The following is a 19,019-nucleotide window of genomic DNA, read 5'->3' as shown; positions in this document are numbered from 1 at the left end:
GTTAAATCAACGCATAGAGAATAACTCTGGCGCCTTTGACTGCATAAACTCAATAAAGACTCTTACCTTTAGCGGCTGCTGGCTGCGCTGATGATATAAAATCGAAATTCGCCTCTGTTCGCCAATCCATTCAGGCAGTAATACTTTGAGTTTTCCCTCTTTAATCTGCTGTTTTACAAATAGTTCAGGACCATACAAGATCCCGCCATGGCCTAAGGTCGCCTGAATCGCTCCGTGTAAATCCGTGAGGGTGAGCTTAGTCGGGCCATTAAAATAAAAAGACTCGCCGCTTGGATGCTTTAAATGCCAATTAAACAGCGGCCAGACTTTTATCAGTTGATGGGCTTCAAGATCATCGGGATGCTCAAGTTTAGGTGCCTGAGCCAAATATTCTGGTGTGGCAAACAGGCAATAGTCGAGCTCGCCTAAGGTACTCGACACCCAAGAAGAATCAGGCTGAGCACCGCCAACAATCGCCACATCTATGCCTTTGTCGATCAAATCGACTAACTCATTGCTCTGGGAAATGTGCAAACGGATATCTGGATACAAACGGCCAAACTCATTCAATGCCTGAATAAACACAATGGAAATAATCGAAATCGGCGCGGCGATGCGTAAGGTTCCCTCGGGTTTATCACTGCCTAAACCACTTAGTTCATCAAATTGAGCAACCACACTCTGGTAGCGTTGAAAGAGCGCCAGCCCTTCCTCTGTCAATCGTAACTTGCGGGTGCTGCGCATAAAGAGCTGTTTATCGAGCTTCTCTTCCAACTTCGCTAACTTGCGGCTCACAGTGGCGATGGGCATATCGAGCTCCTTCGCCGCCTGCGAAAAACTGCCCGCATTGACTAAATGCACAAAAAGATAGACAAGTTGTAGTTCAGCGCCTAAATCATCACTCATTGCATATCCTAATTTCACATATTGGGTATTGACGTTAAAACGCTAAATTCACTAAGTGATTGTGTTTTAAACATTGAATTATTCACTTATACGACCATAGCGCAATAGCCTTAGATTGAAATGGTATGTTATTTTGTGGCGAGTTTTACTGCGCTGGCGCTAAATCTGGCTCTAAAGTGACATAAAAAGAAGCAAGTGCTGTAACTCTGTCCACCAAGAATCATAGCGACAGTAAAATGACGACGGTGGGCGAGTTTATTCAAATTTAATCGTAAGGATGAGTGAGGGAAATGACCATTTTAACCCCTCTGTTTGCCGTCTTCGGGATCATGTTGCTCGGTACACTAGTGCAAAAACTAAAACTCTTGCCCGTCGATACGGATCAAGTGCTAAACCAATATGTCTACTATATTGCGTTCCCTGCAATCATGCTTATCGCCCTCGCCCAGCAGCCGATTGACGAGATTTTGCAATGGGGATTTATTGCGGGCTACAGCACAGCTATGGTAATCACTTATCTTGTCTGCCTTGGGCTATCGCTGATCGCTAACCCTAAACAGCATGCGGTTGCCGCTATTCGAGCCCTCAATGCCACCTTTGGTAATACGGCATTTATTGGTATTCCACTGCTCATCATCCTCTTTCCGCAGCAACAAAGTGCCTTAGTCGCCGCCGCGATTGCCAGCTTATTATCCGTGCTGATGTTTGCCGTCGCCTTAGTCTCGATGGAACTGGCCACTAACACCCAAAGACAACACCACGCCTTAGTCATAATGGCGATGGCGGTCGGTAAAAACCCTATCGTTATTGGTAGCTTAATTGGCGTCGGCATTTCGGCGCTAGAGATAAAACTGCCGTCAGGGCTGGCGCTAATGATCCAGCAAATAGGCAATACCTCAAGCCCCTGCGCCCTATTTGCTATCGGCATGGTACTCGCCAAAGCGATGCGCTACCAGAAAGATAGCAGCGTATTTAGCCCCAAGAATTTTATCGAACTGAGCCTTATCAACCTCTTCAAGCTGGCTATCCAACCTGCACTCGTCTACTTTATGCTTAACCGTTTTGGAGTAAGTGGTGACTACCTGATCATGGGCGTGATCTTGAGCGCACTGCCCACCGCGGCTAGCGTGTACTTACTTGCCCAGCGTTATAACACTCAGGCTTCAACCAGTGCTCAAGGCATTCTATTTGGCACCTTAGTCACTTTCTTCAGTTTACCTATCTTAGAAAGCTTAGTAAGAACCTATGCATAATCAGTTAATTAAAAATATTTACTACCGATAATGCCGATTATTTACCCAAGCCACTTTACTGTATATAAAATCAGTATATACTGTTTATCAATACAGTGGTTTGGTATGTTTTTCGACAGGAATTCACTATGCTTTGCCAACTCAGCATTAATAACTTCGCTATCGTCCGTTTTTTAGAACTGGATTTTCGCCCCGGTATGACCAGCATCACAGGTGAAACTGGTGCGGGTAAATCGATTGCCATCGATGCGCTAGGCCTATGCCTAGGCAATCGCGCCGATGCCAGCAGTGTTCGTCCCGGAGCCAATAAAACCGAGGTCAGCGCCCGCTTTTCCTTGGATGATATTCCATTGGCGAAACGTTGGTTAGAAGATAACGATCTTGAACTCGATGATGAATGCATACTACGTCGGACCATTGGTAGCGATGGCCGTTCACGCGCCTACATCAATGGGAATCCAGTGCCGCTGACGCAACTCAAATTACTGGGTCAGTTGCTCATCGGTATTCACGGCCAACATGCGCACCATGCGATGTTAAAAAGTGAACATCAACTCACCCTGCTCGACAGTTATGCCAACCACAGATTACTTATCGATACGGTTGCCGCCAGCTTTCAACGCTGCAAGCAAATTGAGGCTGACCTAAAACAACTCGAAACCTCACAGCATGAACGTATTGCCCGTAAGCAATTAGTGCAATATCAAGTAGAAGAACTCGATGAGTTTGATCTTAAAGTTGATGAGTTCGATGAAATTGAGCAAGAGCACAAACGCTTAGCCAATGGCACTGAGTTGATTGACACCTGTCAAGCGAGCTTAGATATACTCACTGAAGGCGAAGAGAACAACATAGAGTCGTTGCTCAATCGAGTCGTTTCCCTCGCCGAAGATCTGCAAAGCTACGATCCTGCATTAAGCAATATCAACACAATGCTCAATGATGCCTTAATCCAAGTGCAAGAAAGTGCCGGCGAATTACAGCACTATTTGAGTAAGCTTGAACTCGATCCAACCCACTTTGCCTATTTAGAAGAACGGCTATCAAAAGCCATGCAACTGGCGCGTAAGCATCATGTTAGCCCGAATAAACTGGCCGAACATCATTTAGCATTAAAGGCTGAGCTAAGCACCTTAGACAGTGATGAAAGTAAACTTGAAGAAATTCAGCTTCAAGTCGAGGCAAGTAGAGCCGCTTATCTTAGCAATGCGCAAAAGCTCAGCCAAAGCCGTGCCCGCTATGCTAAAGAACTCGACAAACTGGTGACTCAGTCAATCCACGAACTGAATATGCCTAAGGGTAAATTTACGATCGAAGTCAATTTCCACCCCGAGCAAATGTCAGCCAATGGCAGTGACAATATCGAATTTATGGTAACCACTAACCCTGGCCAACCTTTGCAACCGATTTCGAAAGTCGCGTCTGGCGGTGAGCTCTCACGGATAGGGCTAGGGATCCAAGTGATTACCGCGAAGAAAGTTGCCACACCGACATTAATTTTCGATGAGGTGGATGTCGGGATTTCCGGCCCCACCGCAGCAGTGGTGGGCCGCATGTTACGCAGCTTAGGGGAATCGACCCAAGTACTGTGCGTGACTCACTTGCCGCAAGTTGCGGGCAATGGTCATCAACACATGTTTGTCGATAAATTTAATAAGGCAGGCAGTACTGAGACCACAATGAAATCGCTCGATCGTGAGCAGCGTATCCAAGAGCTTGCAAGACTGTTAGGTGGCGATACTATCACCAGCAATACCCTCGCGAACGCAAGGGAACTGCTGCAATAGTAGTATGAATCAGATAACGAATGAGATCGCTAACCGCTTGAATCTACACACTCTATATCACAAGCTAAGGGGCTATATCAAAGCTAAGAATTAGTTGTTGGTCATGCTAACTAACATGTCAGGTTAACTATCATGTTAGGTTAGCGATAATGTTAGCTAACACACCAGACTAGCCCTTGCAGACAAATAAACGAAAACACGCCCGCTAAGACATCGTCAATCATAATGCCAAAGCCACCATGAACTTTGGCATCGAGCCATCGAATAGGCCAAGGCTTGATGATGTCGAAAAAGCGAAATAGACCAAAGCCGACTAACAACCAACCCCAACCTGCTGGTGCCGCTATCATAGTGATCAGTAGCCCAACCACTTCATCCCACACAATCGCACCGTGATCGTGAACACCCATATCTTGAGCGGCTTTACCGCAGATATAAAATCCCGCAAATGCGCTCAATAAGGTTAAGCCGATATACCAAGTGAGCGGTAATGGCGCCATCAATAAATAGAGGGGAACTGCGGCCAAAGTACCGAAGGTGCCAGGCGCTTTAGCGGCGAGCCCGCTACCGAAACCGAGTGCCAAAAAGTGGACAGGATTTTTTAATGACAGGCGCGTTAGCACCTGATCCTTTGACAACCATTTCATTAACATGCTCTTCGCTTAAAAGTGCTCGAAACCGTGATACGGCGGCGTAAACGGCTCACCATTAAGTTGCAACTTGAGCTTACTACCTGCACAAATTTGTCCAACGCGAACAAACTTTGCTCCTGCATGGCTCAACGCTGTCTCAAGCGCACCTTTTTGCGCTTCAGGAACGGTGAACAGCAGTTCATAATCTTCGCCCCCCGTAAGCGCATAACCTAAGGCATGCTCCTCGCTGACGGTATCTTGCATCGCGCGTGAAAGCGGGATGCAATTAACATCCACCACAGCACCAACTGCCGAAGCCTTAAGCACATGACCGATATCCGAGATAAACCCGTCGGAAAGATCGATTGCACTGGAGGCAAGCGAACGCAAAGCTTGACCCGCTAAGACTCTTGGTGTTGGACGATAATGGCGATTAATCAGGAATTCTTTATGCTCGGCTCTGGCCTGTTGCGCGCCGCGAATGATATCCAGACCTAAGGCCGAATCTCCGAGCGTGCCCGTGACATAAATCCAATCACCCGCTTTAGCACCATGACGCGTGAGTGCCTTACCCTGTGGGACTTGGCCGTGCACTGTGATGTTAATAGCCCGTGGACCACGAGTCGTATCGCCGCCAATTAAGGCGATGCCATAGTAATCGGCCGCTTCAAATAAACCTTCACTAAAACCACTTAGCCAAGTCTCATCGACTTCGGGTAGTGTTAAGGCAAGCGTCATCCACGCGGGTTCAGCGCCCATGGCAGCCAGATCAGATAAATTTACCGCTAAAGCTTTGTAACCTAAGGCAGCGGGAGGCATATCGGGGAAGAAATGGACATTTTCAACTAAGGTATCACAGGAGATAGCGATCGACTTGTTTTCTGCAGGTTGCACTAAAGCGCAATCGTCACCGATGCCAAGCTTCACATCACGGCGAGTGGGGCCGCGGTTGCTAAAATAACATTCAATTAATTGGAATTCTTTCACTGTACAGTTTGGCACGACTTACATCGGCCACCTTTGTTAGCAATGAAAAACGGTATCCTAAGATACCGTTTGTCTTTATTACTTGCGTGCAACCAGTTTGTCGAGCAGTCCGTTCACAAACTTATGACTCTCGTCCGCACCGAAAGCTTTTGCCAACTCAATCGCTTCGTTAATCGCGACCTTGTATGGCACATCTTTACGGAAAGTCAGCTCATAGGTCGCTAAACGAACTATGGCTTTCTCTACTGGAGACACTTCATCAATCGGGCGTTCCAGATGCGGGATGATCAGCTCATCCAATTGGGTTTTCTTCGTTGCAACGCCTGAAAATAGCTCACGAAAATAAGCTACATCAACACCATCGAGACTTTGTTCAGTTAAAAACTCATGCTCGACATCGGCAATATTATTCCCGCTTAGTTGCCATGAATAGATGGCTTGAACGGCTAAACGGCGGGCCTTGCGGCGCTCAGAAGGCTTCATTATTTTTCCTACTATAACAACTGTTGTTCAAGTTCTTGCAGAACATTGACCATTTCAAGCAGGCTTAGAGCAGCTTCGCCGCCTTTGTTACCCGCTTTGGTACCTGAACGTTCAATCGCTTGTTCAATGGTATCAGTGGTCAAAACACCGAAAGCAACAGGCAGATCAAATTCTAAAGCAACTTGAGCTAGACCTTTATTACATTCGCCTGCAACAAAATCAAAATGAGGAGTACCACCACGGATCACCGCACCTAATGCGATAATACCGTCGAATTTACCACTGGCAGCTACGCGACGCGCAGCTAGCGGCAACTCAACCGCACCTGGTACACGGACAACAGTGATATTGTCGTCGCTGACTTGGCCAAAACGTTTCAGCGTGTCAAGTGCACCTTCAAGCAAGCTCTCAACTAAAAAGCTGTTGAAACGCGAAATTACAATCGCAACTTTGGCATTTTTCGCTTCGATATTACCTTGAACTACGTTCATTATCTTACCTAATTTAGCTAAAGCACCCAGCTCGGGGCGAAAAGTGGCGACATGATATCACAGCCAATTGCCCAGAGCCCTATGCAAATTATCAGAAATTGTTAATTTTACTTCAGTGTAACTTTAGGTTTTAGTCCGCCACATACTCAGTCACTTCAAGGCCAAAGCCTGAAAGTGAATGGTAGCGTTTAGGCGAGCTGAGCAGACGCATCTTAGTCACGCCAAGGCTAGCGAGAATTTGCGAGCCAACACCCACTCGGCGCGATGTCCCCTGCCATTTTGCAGAAGCAGGCGCTTGGCCTTGATCTTCGGCTTCAAAGGCTTTCACCTTAGAGAGGATTTCACAGGGGTGTTCTTGATTCCCGAGTAAAACCAATACACCACCTTCTGCAGAAATACGCTCCATCGCCTTTTCGAGTGGCCAGCTGCGTTGCTGATCGCGCTCTGAGTGGAGTAAATCGTTGAAGGTATTTTGCAAATGCACGCGCACCAAACAATCTTCTTTCACCTCACCTTTGACTAAGGCAAAGTGCAGTTGATTGTCGATAGTGTCTCTGAAGGTCACCATGTCGAACTCGCCGAAACGGGTCGGTAGTTTGCATTTAGCTTCACGCACAACCGTGGTTTCTTTGGTGTTGCGATACTCAATTAATGCCGCGATAGTACCGATTTTGATACCGTGCAACTCGGAGAAAATCTCTAAATCTGGGCGGCGTGCCATAGTGCCGTCTTCGTTCAAAATCTCAACGATAACGCCCGATGGCTCAAGTCCCGCAAGACGGGCTAAATCACAACCGGCTTCAGTGTGGCCTGCGCGGGTTAATACGCCGCCGTCCTGCGCCATTAACGGGAAGATGTGCCCAGGTTGCACTAAATCAGACGCTTTAGCCTCTTTAGCCACGGCCGCTTTGACTGTTACCGCGCGATCGTGGGCCGAAATACCGGTAGTCACGCCTTCGGCTGCCTCAATAGAAACCGTAAAGTTAGTCGAGAACTGGGCGTTGTTATTCGTCACCATTAAGGGCAGATTTAACTGCTGGCAACGGGCTTTGGTCATGGTCTGGCAAATGAGTCCACGGCCATATTTCGCCATAAAGTTAATCGCTTCTGGCGTTACCATTTCGGCCGCCATGATCAAATCACCTTCGTTTTCTCTGTCTTCGTCATCCATCAAAATAACCATTTTGCCTTGACGAATATCTTCGATGATCTCTTCTATACTGTGCAGCGCCATTGTAGGACCTTATGATTTTGCTGTTGTTATGAAATTCTATACCTAAATAACCTAAGCTGCCGATAAGCTTAAGTTAAATAATCTGCTCCTGTGCACTAACGCACAAAGCCGGCACGGGCTAACATTTCCATGGTGACGCCGCCGCTCTTGCTGTCTTTGCCATCATAATTCATCAAGCGTTCAAGATAACGGGCGATTAAATCCACTTCGATATTCACCTTATCGCCCGCTTGCAGGTCGATTAACGTGGTTTCCCCTGCTGTATGCGGCACTATGGTCAGGCGGAATCGACTGCCGTCCACTTCGTTAACCGTCAAACTCACGCCATCAATGGTGATGGAACCTTTATGGGCAATGTAGCGCCCAAGCTCTGCGGGTGCGGCTAACCAAAACTCGATGGCTTGACCACGCACTAGGCGTTGCTCAACCATAGCAATACCGTCTACATGGCCGCTGACCATGTGCCCGCCTAAGCGTGTGGTTGGGGTGACGGCTTTTTCAAGATTCACCTTAGTGCCCACTTTGTAGTTAGCAAAACCGGTGAGACTCACTGTTTCGGCAGAGACATCAGCCACATAACCGTCGGCTAATTGCTGCACAACCGTTAAGCACACACCGTTGGTGGCAATACTGTCGCCTAAACGCACATCGTTTAAATCCAGTTTGCCGCTCGCCACGGTAAGACGAATATCATCGCCTTTACGCTCCAGTTTGCGCAGGGTGCCAACGGCTTCAATAATCCCAGTAAACATGGTTAACTCACTTAATTAAATAAAGAAGTAATAAGGCATAAGACTCAAGGTTAAACGGTTATCTTGCTCCAATTCGATTTAGATAAAGAGGTATCAAGCATAACGCTCAAAGTTAAACGGGTATCTGGCCCTAATTTGCGCTCATCGACCAAAGTTAATGCAGGAATGTGCGCCATGGTTTGATAATCGGGCAATTGCAGCAGATTACGCCCATGCCCACCGAGGATTTTCATCGCTTGATATAGCACTAACTCATCGGCAAGCCCCTCTGCTAAAAAAGCGCCCGCTAAGGTTGCACCCGCTTCCACCAGCACGTGATTACAACTTTGGCCTAAATAGCTTAATAGTTCAGGCAATGAGACGCGACCTGCAATTGCAGGTAACACGAGGCAACTCACATGGGAGGGCAATTGTGCTTGAAACTCTACGGGATAAGCCACGGTCGAGACCAAGAGTATCGGCGATACGATAGCCAAGCAGGCGGCCGATAACGGCAAACGGGCGCGGCTGTCGAGTATGACTCTTAATGGCTGTAGTAATTGCGCCTCGGTTACACTGTCTTTTAAGCTGCCAAGTTCCTGATAACGCACATTGAGTGAGGGATCGTCCGCCAGTATGGTTTCAATTCCCGTGACCAGTGCACAAGAACGTAAACGTAATCGCTGCACGTCGCGACGAGATTCTGGACCGGTTATCCATTTAGACACACCGTTAGACAGCGCGGTTTTACCATCGAGACTCGCAGCCAATTTTACTGTAACTCTGGGTAAACCCGATTCCATCCGCTTCATAAAGCCTAAATTCAAGGCATAGGCTTCATCGCGATGTAATCCCACATCCACTTCAATACCAGCGTCACGCAGCATTTGAATGCCACGACCACCTACTTGCGGATTAGGATCTTCCACCGCGACCACCACACGTTTAACGCCAATATTGATCAGCGCCAAGGCGCAGGGCGGCGTGCGGCCATAATGGCTGCAGGGCTCTAAAGTGACATAGGCCGTTGCGCCGCGGGCGCGTTCGCCAGCCATACGTAGCGCATGCACTTCGGCGTGGGGTTCACCCGCTTTTTGATGATAACCTTCACCGATGATTTGATTATCTTTAACGATAACGCAGCCCACACTGGGATTGGGCCTCGTGGTGTAAAAGCCTTTGCGCGCCAATTGAATCGCGCGGCTCATCATTTGGGTATCGAGTACGGACCAACTTATGTTCAAGCTCATGTTCAACCCTGTTGTTAAAGGTTTCGGCTTTCACCAGTCTTACAAACCTGTCTTTTAAATTTGTGCTTTCACGCCAATCGCTCGTACACGTCTGCCTTGTCGGCGACAAAACTCAATGACTACTTTTGCAGTTTGGCGATGGCTTCGCCAAATTCAGACACGTCTTCGAAGGCACGGTACACAGAAGCAAAACGTATGTAGGCGACTTTATCTAGGCTCATCAATTGCTCCATCATTAAGTTACCCACCATTTCTGACGGCACTTCCCGCTCGCCAGTGGCGCGCAGGGTAGATTTAATTTTGCTGAGTGCTTGCTCGATTTCATCCATAGACACGGGGCGTTTTTCAACGGCGCGCAACATGCCACCTTGGAGTTTTTCTTCATCGAAGGGTTGGCGTGAACCATCGCGCTTAATCACCCTAGGCATGACTAATTCGGCGCCTTCGAAGGTGGTAAATCTTTCATGGCATTCGGTGCATTCTCGGCGACGGCGCACTTGGTGGCCTTCTGCCACTAATCGGGAATCGATGACTTTAGTATCTGTCGCGCTGCAAAATGGACAATGCATTGAGCCTCCTGCCAGTGAATGGTGGTAAAGCGTTAATGGCTTTACCTGTTAAATCTCAGTCAAACGCCATGGATTTAAACTTAAGATTTTACCAATAAAAATGGCCGCGAGATGCGGCCATGGGATTTTATCCTATTTATGGGCTGAGGTTAACTACCTGAGCTTAACAACCTAATGTTAACTACTTGATGTTAAGTGCCTGATGCTAAATACCTGATGTGATAAGTATCAAGTCTGTCGGCGGTCAATCTCGGCCCTTCATCTACTAAGCGTAGATGCATAGGCAAATTAGCCGTAAACAGGGAAACGTGCGCAAAGTGCCAATACTTGGCCTTTAACACGCTCAATCACAGCAGGATTGCTTGCATCATCAAGGATGTCACAAATCCAGCCCGTCAGCTCTTTCGATTCCGCTTCTTTAAAGCCGCGGCGCGTAATAGCTGGCGTACCGATACGCACACCAGAGGTCACAAAGGGTGAACGTGGGTCGTTTGGCACTGAATTTTTGTTCACGGTAATGTTAGCGCTACCTAAGGCAGCATCGGCTTCTTTACCCGTTAAGTCACGACCAATCAGGTCAACTAGCATTAAGTGGTTGCTGGTTCCGCCAGAGACGATTTTGTAACCGCGCTCAAGGAACACTTCAACCATAGCTTTAGCGTTATTAACCACTTGCTGTTGGTACACTTTAAATTCTGGCTCTAGAGCTTCTTTGAACGCCACCGCTTTACCGGCGATAACGTGCATTAATGGGCCACCTTGACCGCCAGGGAATACCGCAGAGTTCAACTTCTTATACAAGTCTTCATCGTCAGCAGCAGATAGGATCACGCCACCACGGGGACCCGCTAAGGTTTTGTGGGTCGTAGATGTCACAACGTGCGCGTGTGGTACTGGGTTTGGATAAACGCCCGCAGCAATAAGACCGGCAACGTGTGCCATATCGACAAATAAATAAGCACCTATTTTGTCTGCGATTTCACGCATTTTTGCCCAGTCAACGATACCTGAATAGGCAGAAAAACCGCCGATCATCATCTTAGGCTTGTGTTCTAAGGCAATACGTTCCATCTCGTCGTAGTCAATTTTGCCAGACTCGTCGATACCGTAAGGAATGATGTTGTACAGTTTGCCAGAGAAGTTAACCGGTGAACCGTGGGTCAAGTGACCACCATGAGCTAAGTTCATGCCCAGTACGGTATCGCCAGGTTTTAACAATGCCATGTAAACAGCGCTGTTTGCCTGTGAACCTGAATGAGGTTGTACGTTAGCGTAAGTTGCGCCAAACAGTTGTTTAGCACGTTCAATCGCTAAGGTTTCAACTACGTCCACATACTCACAACCACCGTAGTAACGCTTGCCTGGATAGCCTTCAGCGTACTTATTGGTTAACTGTGAACCTTGCGCTTCCATCACGCGTGGACTGGTGTAGTTTTCAGAAGCAATCAGCTCAATATGCTCTTCTTGACGCAGAGTTTCATTCTGAATTGCGTTAAACAGTTCCGGATCATAATCTGCGATATTCATATCTTTTTTCAGCATTGCTTACTCCAGCTGCCAATTCTTATAGGTAGGGTTGCGCGGTATTCTACTCGGAACGCGGTCACAATCCCAGTATTTGAAACATGAAATTCCTGCAGATAGTGCTTGAACTTGGCTCATTGTCGAGTTGAGTTCGGCGCGCAATCGAGTAGAATTAGCCGCATCATTAGTCACTTAAGATAGAGAAAAATGGCTCAGTTTGTTTACAGCATGCTGCGGGTGGGTAAAATTGTTCCGCCTAAGAAGCAGATCCTTAAAGATATTTCTTTAAGCTTTTTCCCCGGCGCCAAAATTGGCGTACTCGGCCTCAACGGTTCAGGTAAGTCGACACTACTGCGCATTATGGCGGGTATCGACACCGAAATTGAAGGTGAAGCGCGCCCAATGCCGGGATTGAAAATCGGTTACCTGCCGCAGGAACCTAAACTCGATCCGAATCAAACCGTGCGTGAAGCGATTGAAGAAGCGGTAGCAGAGGCAAAAAATGCCCTGACTCGCCTCGATGCCGTTTATGCCGCCTACGCCGAGCCGGATGCCGATTTCGACGCCCTTGCAAAAGAGCAAGGCGAACTCGAAGCCATTATTCAAGCCCAAGATGCCCATAACTTAGAGTACGTCCTTGAGCGCGCCGCCAACGCCCTGCGTCTGCCAGATTGGGATGAGAAAATCGAAGTATTATCCGGTGGTGAACGTCGCCGCGTAGCGATTTGTCGTTTGCTGCTTGAAAAGCCAGAAATGCTGTTACTGGACGAACCCACCAACCACTTGGATGCTGAATCTGTGGCGTGGCTTGAGCACTTCCTGCAGGAATATGCTGGTACTGTGGTCGCGATTACCCACGACAGATACTTCCTCGACAATGCCGCTGGCTGGATTTTAGAACTCGACCGCGGTGAAGGTATTCCGTGGGAAGGTAACTATTCTTCATGGCTTGAGCAGAAAGATGCCCGTCTGAAGCAAGAATCAGCCACAGAAAGCGCTCGCCAAAAGACCATTGCCAAGGAATTGGAATGGGTACGTCAAGGCGCGAAAGGCCGCCAGTCTAAAGGCAAGGCCCGTATGGCACGCTTTGAAGAACTGAACACTAACGATTACCAAAAACGTAACGAAACCAACGAGCTGTTTATTCCGCCCGGACCTCGTTTAGGTGACAAGGTTATTGAAGTGAATAACCTGACCAAATCTTACGGTGACCGCGTTTTGATCGACAACCTGTCGTTCTCTGTGCCTAAGGGCGCGATCGTCGGCATTATCGGTGCCAACGGCGCGGGTAAATCGACCCTGTTCCGCATGTTATCCGGCGCAGAAAAGCCAGACAGCGGCAGCATTGAGCTGGGTGATACTGTGCAACTGGCCTCGGTTGAGCAGTTCCGCGATTCGATGAATGATAAGAACACCATTTGGGAAGAAATTTCCGGTGGTCAAGACATCATGCGTATCAACAACATGGAAATTCCGAGCCGCGCCTATGTAGGCCGCTTCAACTTCCGTGGTGGCGATCAGCAAAAAGTCATCGGTACTTTATCTGGTGGTGAACGTAACCGCGTGCATTTAGCCAAACTGCTGCAAGCGGGCGGTAACGTATTACTCCTCGACGAACCCACCAACGACTTAGACGTTGAAACCCTGCGCGCACTGGAAGAAGCGATTCTGGAATTCCCAGGTTGCGCTATGGTGATTTCGCATGACCGTTGGTTCCTCGACCGTATCGCGACCCACATTCTGGATTATCGCGACGAAGGTCAAGTGAACTTCTACGAAGGTAACTACACAGAATACTCGGCATGGTTGAAGAACACCTATGGCGCCGATGTGGTTGAGCCACACCGCTTGAAATACAAGCGCATGATAAAGTAAATCTAGATTCTAGATTCTAGATTCTAGACAAGTGTAAATCTGAGGAGTTTAGCTCGAAAGGGTTAAGCTCCTTTTTTATGGCATCCAGTTACGCTATGAGTGCCGTAGACTTTGGCGCTATTTCAAACTGGCGCTATTTCAAACTGACACTGTTTCAATTCAAGCTGGCAAAGTAGGCCACCAGCATGTCCATCATCACCCTAAGTGCAGGCTGCATATGTTTGCGGGATTGATACACGCCATACACACCGAGGGACTGAGGTTTAAACTCAGTTAATAAAGGCACTAGCTGACCCGAATCTAAATAAGGTTTCGCCGCCCAAACGGGCTGCATGGCAATCCCCTCACCTGCCAGCGTAGCATTGAGCACCACCATTGAATCATTGGCGCTGAAATTCCCATTCACAGGCACATTAAAAGCTTGACCTTGGTTTGACTTAGGATCGGAGTTCAGCGCTTGAGCCTGTTTCGCCCCTACATCGGTTTTATAAAAGCGCCACATCACATCGCCAAAATAGGAATAGGTTAAGCAGTTGTGCTGAGTTAAATCCTCGGGATGCAGCACGGCGGCGCGCGCGGCAAGATAACTCGGTGCGGCACATACCACAGACTCACACTCCCCTAAGCGCCTAGCGATAAGATTGGGATCGAGTTCATTGGTAATGCGAATAGCCAGATCAATCCGCTCGGCGACTAAATCGACGGTTTGGCTGCTCACGTGGAAATTCACGCTCGCCTGCGGATAACTGGCTAAATATTGCTGTACCACGGGCGCTAAAATCTGATGCGCCAAAAACTGGGAGCAACTAATACGTAGTAATCCCCGCGGAATCGCCACAGCGGCATGGCTTACCGCCGGCACTTCATTAGCCAATTCGAACAGTCGATGGCAATAGTCCAGCACTTGCTCACCAGCGGGCGTTAAGCTGAGGCTACGCGTCGAGCGATGCAACAACCTAGCACCAGACCATTCTTCCATTTCGCTCAAGTAACGGGTCACCATAGAACGCGACATATCTAAGGCATTGGCGGCGCTGATCATGCTGCCGCGCTCAACAATAGTCACAAACACCTTAGCCGCTTCGAGTCTATCCATGATTTATCTCCACTCACATTCAATCACTAACTTTCAATCACTAACTTTCAATCACTCGAAGGCCCACTCACATACTCGCGTATCCACATAGCTAATAGCTAATAGCTAATAATTAAGAGTGCCAGAGTGCATACAGCTATTCGTCCGATTAATGCAACAAACATGGGCAGATACTCGCATTTATCTATTGATTATTGCAACCTATACTTAACTCACTTTTTGCAGCAGCTGCAAATCAATGAATGCTAAATCGAACCTTTTACTCTTTCACCCTGTGACTATAAGTGAGCCCCAAATGAACACATCGACCTATGCAATACGTAACACAGTTAACGCCACATTGAAGGCCTCGTCTAAAATCAGCCTAGCCGCCACCTTGTTGCTGGCGGGACTTAGCGCGGTCAATGCTGCGCCATTGCAAGTGAGCCATTTTAATCCGGGCGAAAACAGTATCTTTGCCGTGTCATCAAGCTTTATCATCGGCGAGCGTGAAATGATGTTAGTCGATGCGCAATTTCAAAATAACGATGCCCAAACATTGGTCGACACCATTAAGGCTAGCGGTAAAAAGCTGACTCAGGTGTATATCAGCCATAGCGATCCTGATTTCTATTTCGGCTTAGCCGTGATTAAAAAGAATTTCCCCGATGCACAAATCGTCGCGACTCAAACCACTGTCGATGCTATTAAAGCCTCAATGGAAGGCAAACTCGCCTACTGGGGGCCGATTTTAAAAGATAATGCGCCAAGCGAATTAGTGTTACCTAAGGCGATTCACAGTGACACTTTTACTATCGACGGTGAGCAAGTGATTATCAAAGGTTTTAATGATAAACACCCTAAACACACTTTCCTGTGGGTACCATCGGCAAAAACCATTACAGGTGGCGTAGAAGTATTTGATAACACGCATGTTTGGATGGCTGACACTCAAACTGCCTCTGAGCGTCAGGAATGGTTAACCCATTTAGATGCAATGGAAAAACTGCTGCCGACCACAGTGATCCCAGGGCACTATTTAGGCGAAGCGCGATTTAATACCCACGCCATCGGTTTTACTCGTGAATATGTAAAAGCCTTTGAAATTGCTGCAAAAGCCTCGAAAGATTCAGCCGAATTAATCCAAAAGATGCTGGCGCTATACCCACAAATGCCAGCCGATGCAGGGCTTGAGATCAGCGCCAAAGTTTACATGGGCGAAATGACCTGGCCTATGTAAGCCCAGCCATACCTATCTCGGCGATTAGGTACAGCTAGTTAGGTGTAAAAGATAGTTAAGTGCAAACAGTTAAAGACAGGCACGTGAGCGATTGCGTGCCATTTTTAGCTAAATGACTGCACCTAAATAACGGTACCAACCAAACTATTTTAATCAATGATCTCAAAGGGCTTAAGTCGCTAATGTCGCGACGAACTTAAGCCAAAAGGTTTAACACTATGACGACCCCAACAACTCATTCTGCTAGCACGGCCAGCAGCAATTCGGAAACCAAAGTGCGCACTCTGCACGCGATTATCGACCCTTTATGTGGTTGGTGTTATGCCGCGGCGCCGTTACTCGATGCCGCCGCAAAAGCAGGCTTTACCATTAAGCTCCACGGCGGCGGTATGCTCACTGGCCCAAGACGTAAACAAATCGATGCTAACTGGCGCGACTATGTTATGCCCCACGATCTGCGTATTGCCGAGCTAACTGGACAACCTTTTGGGGAAAACTATTTTGATGGTCTGCTGCGCGATACCACAATCGTACTCGACTCGGTGCCTCCTATTAAAGCCATGCTCGCAGTCGATGCTATGGGTGGCGACAGTTTGGCCTATCTACACTCAGTACAACTGGCCCATTACCGTGATGGTCACAGCGCCAGTGATGAAGGTAATCTCGCAAGGTTAGCCGCTGAACTTGGGCTCGACCCTATAGGCTTTGCGCAGCATTATGCCCAAGGTGAAGACAAGCTATATGAGCATATTGTTGAATCCAGAGCATTATTGAATCTTATAGGCGCCCAAGGCTTCCCTTCAATGGCTAGAGAGGATAATGACGGCAACATCACCGCCATTAATATCAACCGCTTTTATGGCCAACCCGCCCAGTGGTTAAGCCATCTTGAAGCACAGTTTGAGTCGTAATCATGCCAACGCTTAATGGTGTTCCAACAAGCTCTTTAGTGAGTGAGCCTGCTCAGTTAAATCTTATCGAAACAGCAAGGCAAACTGATGCGAATCTTGCACTTGTCAAAAGTACTTACGCAGGACACAGCTCTGCCGAAAATGCCAAAAATCTTGAGCATGCACTGGCAAATGACGCACGCTGGACAGAGGCGGTAGGGTTTCCCTATGCGGGCACTTACATAGGTTTTAGCGCGATAGCCGCCAATGTGTTCGCCCGCCTCGAAAAAGAATGGAATAACTATCGTGTCGATATCGAAGACTATGTGGCGCAGGGTGATAAGGTTTTTGCCTTCGGCACTTATTCAGGTACTTATGTCAAAACGGGCAAGTATTTTAGCGCCCGAGTCGCCCATTTATGGAAAATACACAGCGGAAAAATCGTCAGTTTCGAGCAGTTTGTTGATAGTTATACCGTCGTCAATGCCATGTAACTGCCAATACTATGTAAAGACAGTCATGCACAATAGAAATGCAATGATGGAATAACTGAATAATGAGGCGGGCAAGTTTAATTTAGCCCGCCTCACGACTTGCCGATGATAAGCATTATCCGTATGATTTAGTATTTTCAATAGGTTGAGCACTTGACATTAAGTACTTAAGATTAAGCACTTGCGATTAAGCGCTTGAAATTGAATTCGTCAAGCTGCACGTTCGAAGACTCATCAACTCAAGTGTCTAAAATGACAAAATGAATAACTAAAACAAGAACAAGGATGCGGTCTAATGCAAATCAATTCGATGCCAGTCGGGGCTCACCCAATCACGCTATCTATGACGCGACTTAGCCGAGCCAGCCAATGGATACTCAAGCAACAGAGAAAATTCACGCCCCTGTTATGGCTTGTCACCGCACTCCCCTTTACCTCACTGGCGTTGACCTCATTAGCGGCCAATGCAAGTGAAGCCGAGCCAGAACTAAACATTCAAGAAAGCAGCGTCACCGATGGCCCTTATGTGTTTTTAGATGACACTCAAAAGGACACTGCCTATTGGATTTGCCAAAGCGAGCTAAAACAAACAAGGATTGCGAAGGCGCAGTTAACTCGCCCTACCAATTGCGGTGAATTACCCCAACCGCACCTTCATACACAAGCTGTCACGGTTGAGCCAGATACCTTCACCCAGGTCAGAAAAATTGTCGCCCTTAGCGATGTACACGGCCAGTTTGATGTAATGATTAACTTGCTAAAAGCCCATCAGATTATCAACAAAGATAACCACTGGGCCTTTGGTGACGGCCATATGGTGATGACGGGCGACATGTTTGACCGTGGTCATCAAGTCAATGAAGTATTGTGGTTTTTATATTCCTTAGACCAAGAAGCCCAAGCTGCGGGCGGACGCTTACATCTACTCATGGGCAATCACGAGCAAATGGTGTTTCGCGGCGACTTACGCTACGTCAACGAACGCTACCAAGTCGCGGCCGATTTACTCAAACGCAGCTACGATGCGCTCTACAACAAAGACACCGAAATCGGCCAATGGCTTCGCAGCAAACATACCTTAGTCAAAATCAATAATATCTTGTTTATGCACGGCGGCATCAGCCCTGAATGGGTCGAGCGTAAATTACATATCAGCGATGCTAACCAATTATTTCGTCAGCATTTAGATGATAAAAAAGCCGATTTGAAGCAAGACGATTTACTCAACTTTTTGTTTTTTACCAATGGTCCAACTTGGTATCGTGGCTACTTTAAAGATGAACTGAAAGAGTCGGATATCGATAGCATACTGAGCTATTTCAAGGTCGATCATATCGTCGTAGGGCACACATCGCAGGAACAAGTACTTGGGCTTTATCATAATAAAATCATTGCGATAGATAGCAGTATTAAGAATGGTAAATCCGGTGAGCTGTTACTTATCGACGCCGGCAAACTCCGCCGAGGTTTGTATCAGGGTGAGCAGGTTTCGCTATAACCTGCCTCACTAATATCTTTTGCCCCAATACGTGCATGAGCTAGCGCCTTAATCCACGAATGCGCTGGGGCAATAAGGCATGAATAAGCAAGGGTAAAAC

The 19,019-nt window shown here is 47.6% G+C and carries 18 protein-coding genes; 7 read left to right on the top strand and 11 right to left on the bottom strand.

From position 1 onward, the window contains the following. Nucleotides 1-6: 6 nt before the first annotated feature. Nucleotides 7-906: a LysR family transcriptional regulator LldR gene (gene lldR, locus L5M49_RS08165; RefSeq protein ID WP_105251752.1), complete on the bottom strand. Its 900-nt coding sequence runs from the start codon at nucleotides 904-906 to the stop codon at nucleotides 7-9. Nucleotides 907-1,196: 290 nt separating this feature from the next. Between lldR and L5M49_RS08160 the strand changes: the two genes are divergently transcribed. Both L5M49_RS08160 and recN read left to right on the top strand, forming a co-directional pair. Beyond that, a complete protein-coding gene (locus L5M49_RS08160; protein WP_263146999.1) occupies nucleotides 1,197-2,159 on the top strand; it encodes an AEC family transporter in 963 nt (320 codons plus the stop codon). Nucleotides 2,160-2,287: 128 nt separating this feature from the next. After that, nucleotides 2,288-3,946, top strand: coding sequence for a DNA repair protein RecN (gene recN / locus L5M49_RS08155; protein ID WP_263265810.1), 1,659 nt, complete (start codon nucleotides 2,288-2,290; stop codon nucleotides 3,944-3,946). Between the two features lie 152 nt (nucleotides 3,947-4,098). On the opposite strand, the gene L5M49_RS08150 is transcribed toward recN, so the two are convergent. The 9 genes from L5M49_RS08150 to glyA all read right to left on the bottom strand — a co-directional run bounded on the left by L5M49_RS08150 (nucleotide 4,099) and on the right by glyA (nucleotide 11,865). Then, on the bottom strand, nucleotides 4,099-4,593 hold the full coding sequence (locus L5M49_RS08150; RefSeq protein WP_263146996.1) for a phosphatidylglycerophosphatase A: 495 nt from the start codon (nucleotides 4,591-4,593) through the stop codon (nucleotides 4,099-4,101). 15 nt (nucleotides 4,594-4,608) lie between these two features. Beyond that, nucleotides 4,609-5,565: a thiamine-phosphate kinase gene (gene thiL, locus L5M49_RS08145; RefSeq protein ID WP_037392620.1), complete on the bottom strand. Its 957-nt coding sequence runs from the start codon at nucleotides 5,563-5,565 to the stop codon at nucleotides 4,609-4,611. Nucleotides 5,566-5,643: 78 nt separating this feature from the next. Continuing rightward, nucleotides 5,644-6,048, bottom strand: a complete 405-nt coding sequence (gene nusB / locus L5M49_RS08140) for a transcription antitermination factor NusB (RefSeq protein WP_006082638.1) — start codon at nucleotides 6,046-6,048, stop codon at nucleotides 5,644-5,646. Nucleotides 6,049-6,059: 11 nt separating this feature from the next. After that, nucleotides 6,060-6,539: a 6,7-dimethyl-8-ribityllumazine synthase gene (gene ribE / locus L5M49_RS08135; RefSeq protein WP_006082639.1), complete on the bottom strand. Its 480-nt coding sequence runs from the start codon at nucleotides 6,537-6,539 to the stop codon at nucleotides 6,060-6,062. Between the two features lie 130 nt (nucleotides 6,540-6,669). Continuing rightward, entirely contained in the window at nucleotides 6,670-7,773 is a 1,104-nt protein-coding gene (ribBA, locus tag L5M49_RS08130) for a bifunctional 3,4-dihydroxy-2-butanone-4-phosphate synthase/GTP cyclohydrolase II (protein ID WP_028761388.1), read from the bottom strand. Between the two features lie 95 nt (nucleotides 7,774-7,868). Next, a complete protein-coding gene (locus tag L5M49_RS08125; protein ID WP_006082641.1) occupies nucleotides 7,869-8,525 on the bottom strand; it encodes a riboflavin synthase in 657 nt (218 codons plus the stop codon). A gap of 50 nt (nucleotides 8,526-8,575) precedes the next feature. Further along, nucleotides 8,576-9,754, bottom strand: coding sequence for a bifunctional diaminohydroxyphosphoribosylaminopyrimidine deaminase/5-amino-6-(5-phosphoribosylamino)uracil reductase RibD (gene ribD / locus L5M49_RS08120; protein ID WP_263265809.1), 1,179 nt, complete (start codon nucleotides 9,752-9,754; stop codon nucleotides 8,576-8,578). Nucleotides 9,755-9,873: 119 nt separating this feature from the next. Further along, the gene (nrdR, locus tag L5M49_RS08115) at nucleotides 9,874-10,323 is read right to left on the bottom strand and encodes a transcriptional regulator NrdR (RefSeq protein WP_006082643.1); all 450 of its coding nucleotides are present in this window, start codon (nucleotides 10,321-10,323) and stop codon (nucleotides 9,874-9,876) included. Nucleotides 10,324-10,611: 288 nt separating this feature from the next. Next, nucleotides 10,612-11,865 carry a serine hydroxymethyltransferase gene (gene glyA, locus L5M49_RS08110; protein WP_105251747.1) on the bottom strand — a complete coding sequence of 418 codons (1,254 nt, stop codon included), beginning with the start codon at nucleotides 11,863-11,865 and terminating at the stop codon, nucleotides 10,612-10,614. Between the two features lie 189 nt (nucleotides 11,866-12,054). On the opposite strand from glyA, the gene ettA reads away from it, so the two are divergent. Beyond that, entirely contained in the window at nucleotides 12,055-13,722 is a 1,668-nt protein-coding gene (gene ettA, locus L5M49_RS08105) for an energy-dependent translational throttle protein EttA (protein WP_028761391.1), read from the top strand. A 154-nt stretch (nucleotides 13,723-13,876) separates the two neighbouring features. Here ettA and L5M49_RS08100 read toward each other — a convergent pair whose 3' ends face one another. Beyond that, nucleotides 13,877-14,818: a LysR family transcriptional regulator gene (locus L5M49_RS08100; protein WP_263265808.1), complete on the bottom strand. Its 942-nt coding sequence runs from the start codon at nucleotides 14,816-14,818 to the stop codon at nucleotides 13,877-13,879. 295 nt (nucleotides 14,819-15,113) lie between these two features. On the opposite strand from L5M49_RS08100, the gene L5M49_RS08095 reads away from it, so the two are divergent. The 4 genes from L5M49_RS08095 (at nucleotide 15,114) to L5M49_RS08080 (ending at nucleotide 18,919) form a co-directional block, all read left to right on the top strand. Next, nucleotides 15,114-16,037, top strand: coding sequence for an MBL fold metallo-hydrolase (locus tag L5M49_RS08095; RefSeq protein ID WP_263265807.1), 924 nt, complete (start codon nucleotides 15,114-15,116; stop codon nucleotides 16,035-16,037). A gap of 218 nt (nucleotides 16,038-16,255) precedes the next feature. Next, complete coding sequence (locus tag L5M49_RS08090) at nucleotides 16,256-16,948, top strand: DsbA family protein (RefSeq protein WP_263265806.1); 693 nt, start codon at nucleotides 16,256-16,258, stop codon at nucleotides 16,946-16,948. 2 nt (nucleotides 16,949-16,950) lie between these two features. Further along, nucleotides 16,951-17,421, top strand: a complete 471-nt coding sequence (locus L5M49_RS08085) for a nuclear transport factor 2 family protein (protein ID WP_211085787.1) — start codon at nucleotides 16,951-16,953, stop codon at nucleotides 17,419-17,421. 295 nt (nucleotides 17,422-17,716) lie between these two features. Then, nucleotides 17,717-18,919 (top strand): metallophosphoesterase, encoded by a 1,203-nt coding sequence (locus L5M49_RS08080; RefSeq protein WP_168822905.1) that lies wholly within the window; start codon nucleotides 17,717-17,719, stop codon nucleotides 18,917-18,919. Nucleotides 18,920-19,019: the final 100 nt, after the last annotated feature.

It is taken from the genome of Shewanella sp. SM74, assembly GCF_025653725.1.
GTDB classification, from domain to species: Bacteria; Pseudomonadota; Gammaproteobacteria; order Enterobacterales; family Shewanellaceae; genus Shewanella; species Shewanella oncorhynchi.
This window is presented reverse-complemented; position numbering and strand designations above follow the sequence as displayed.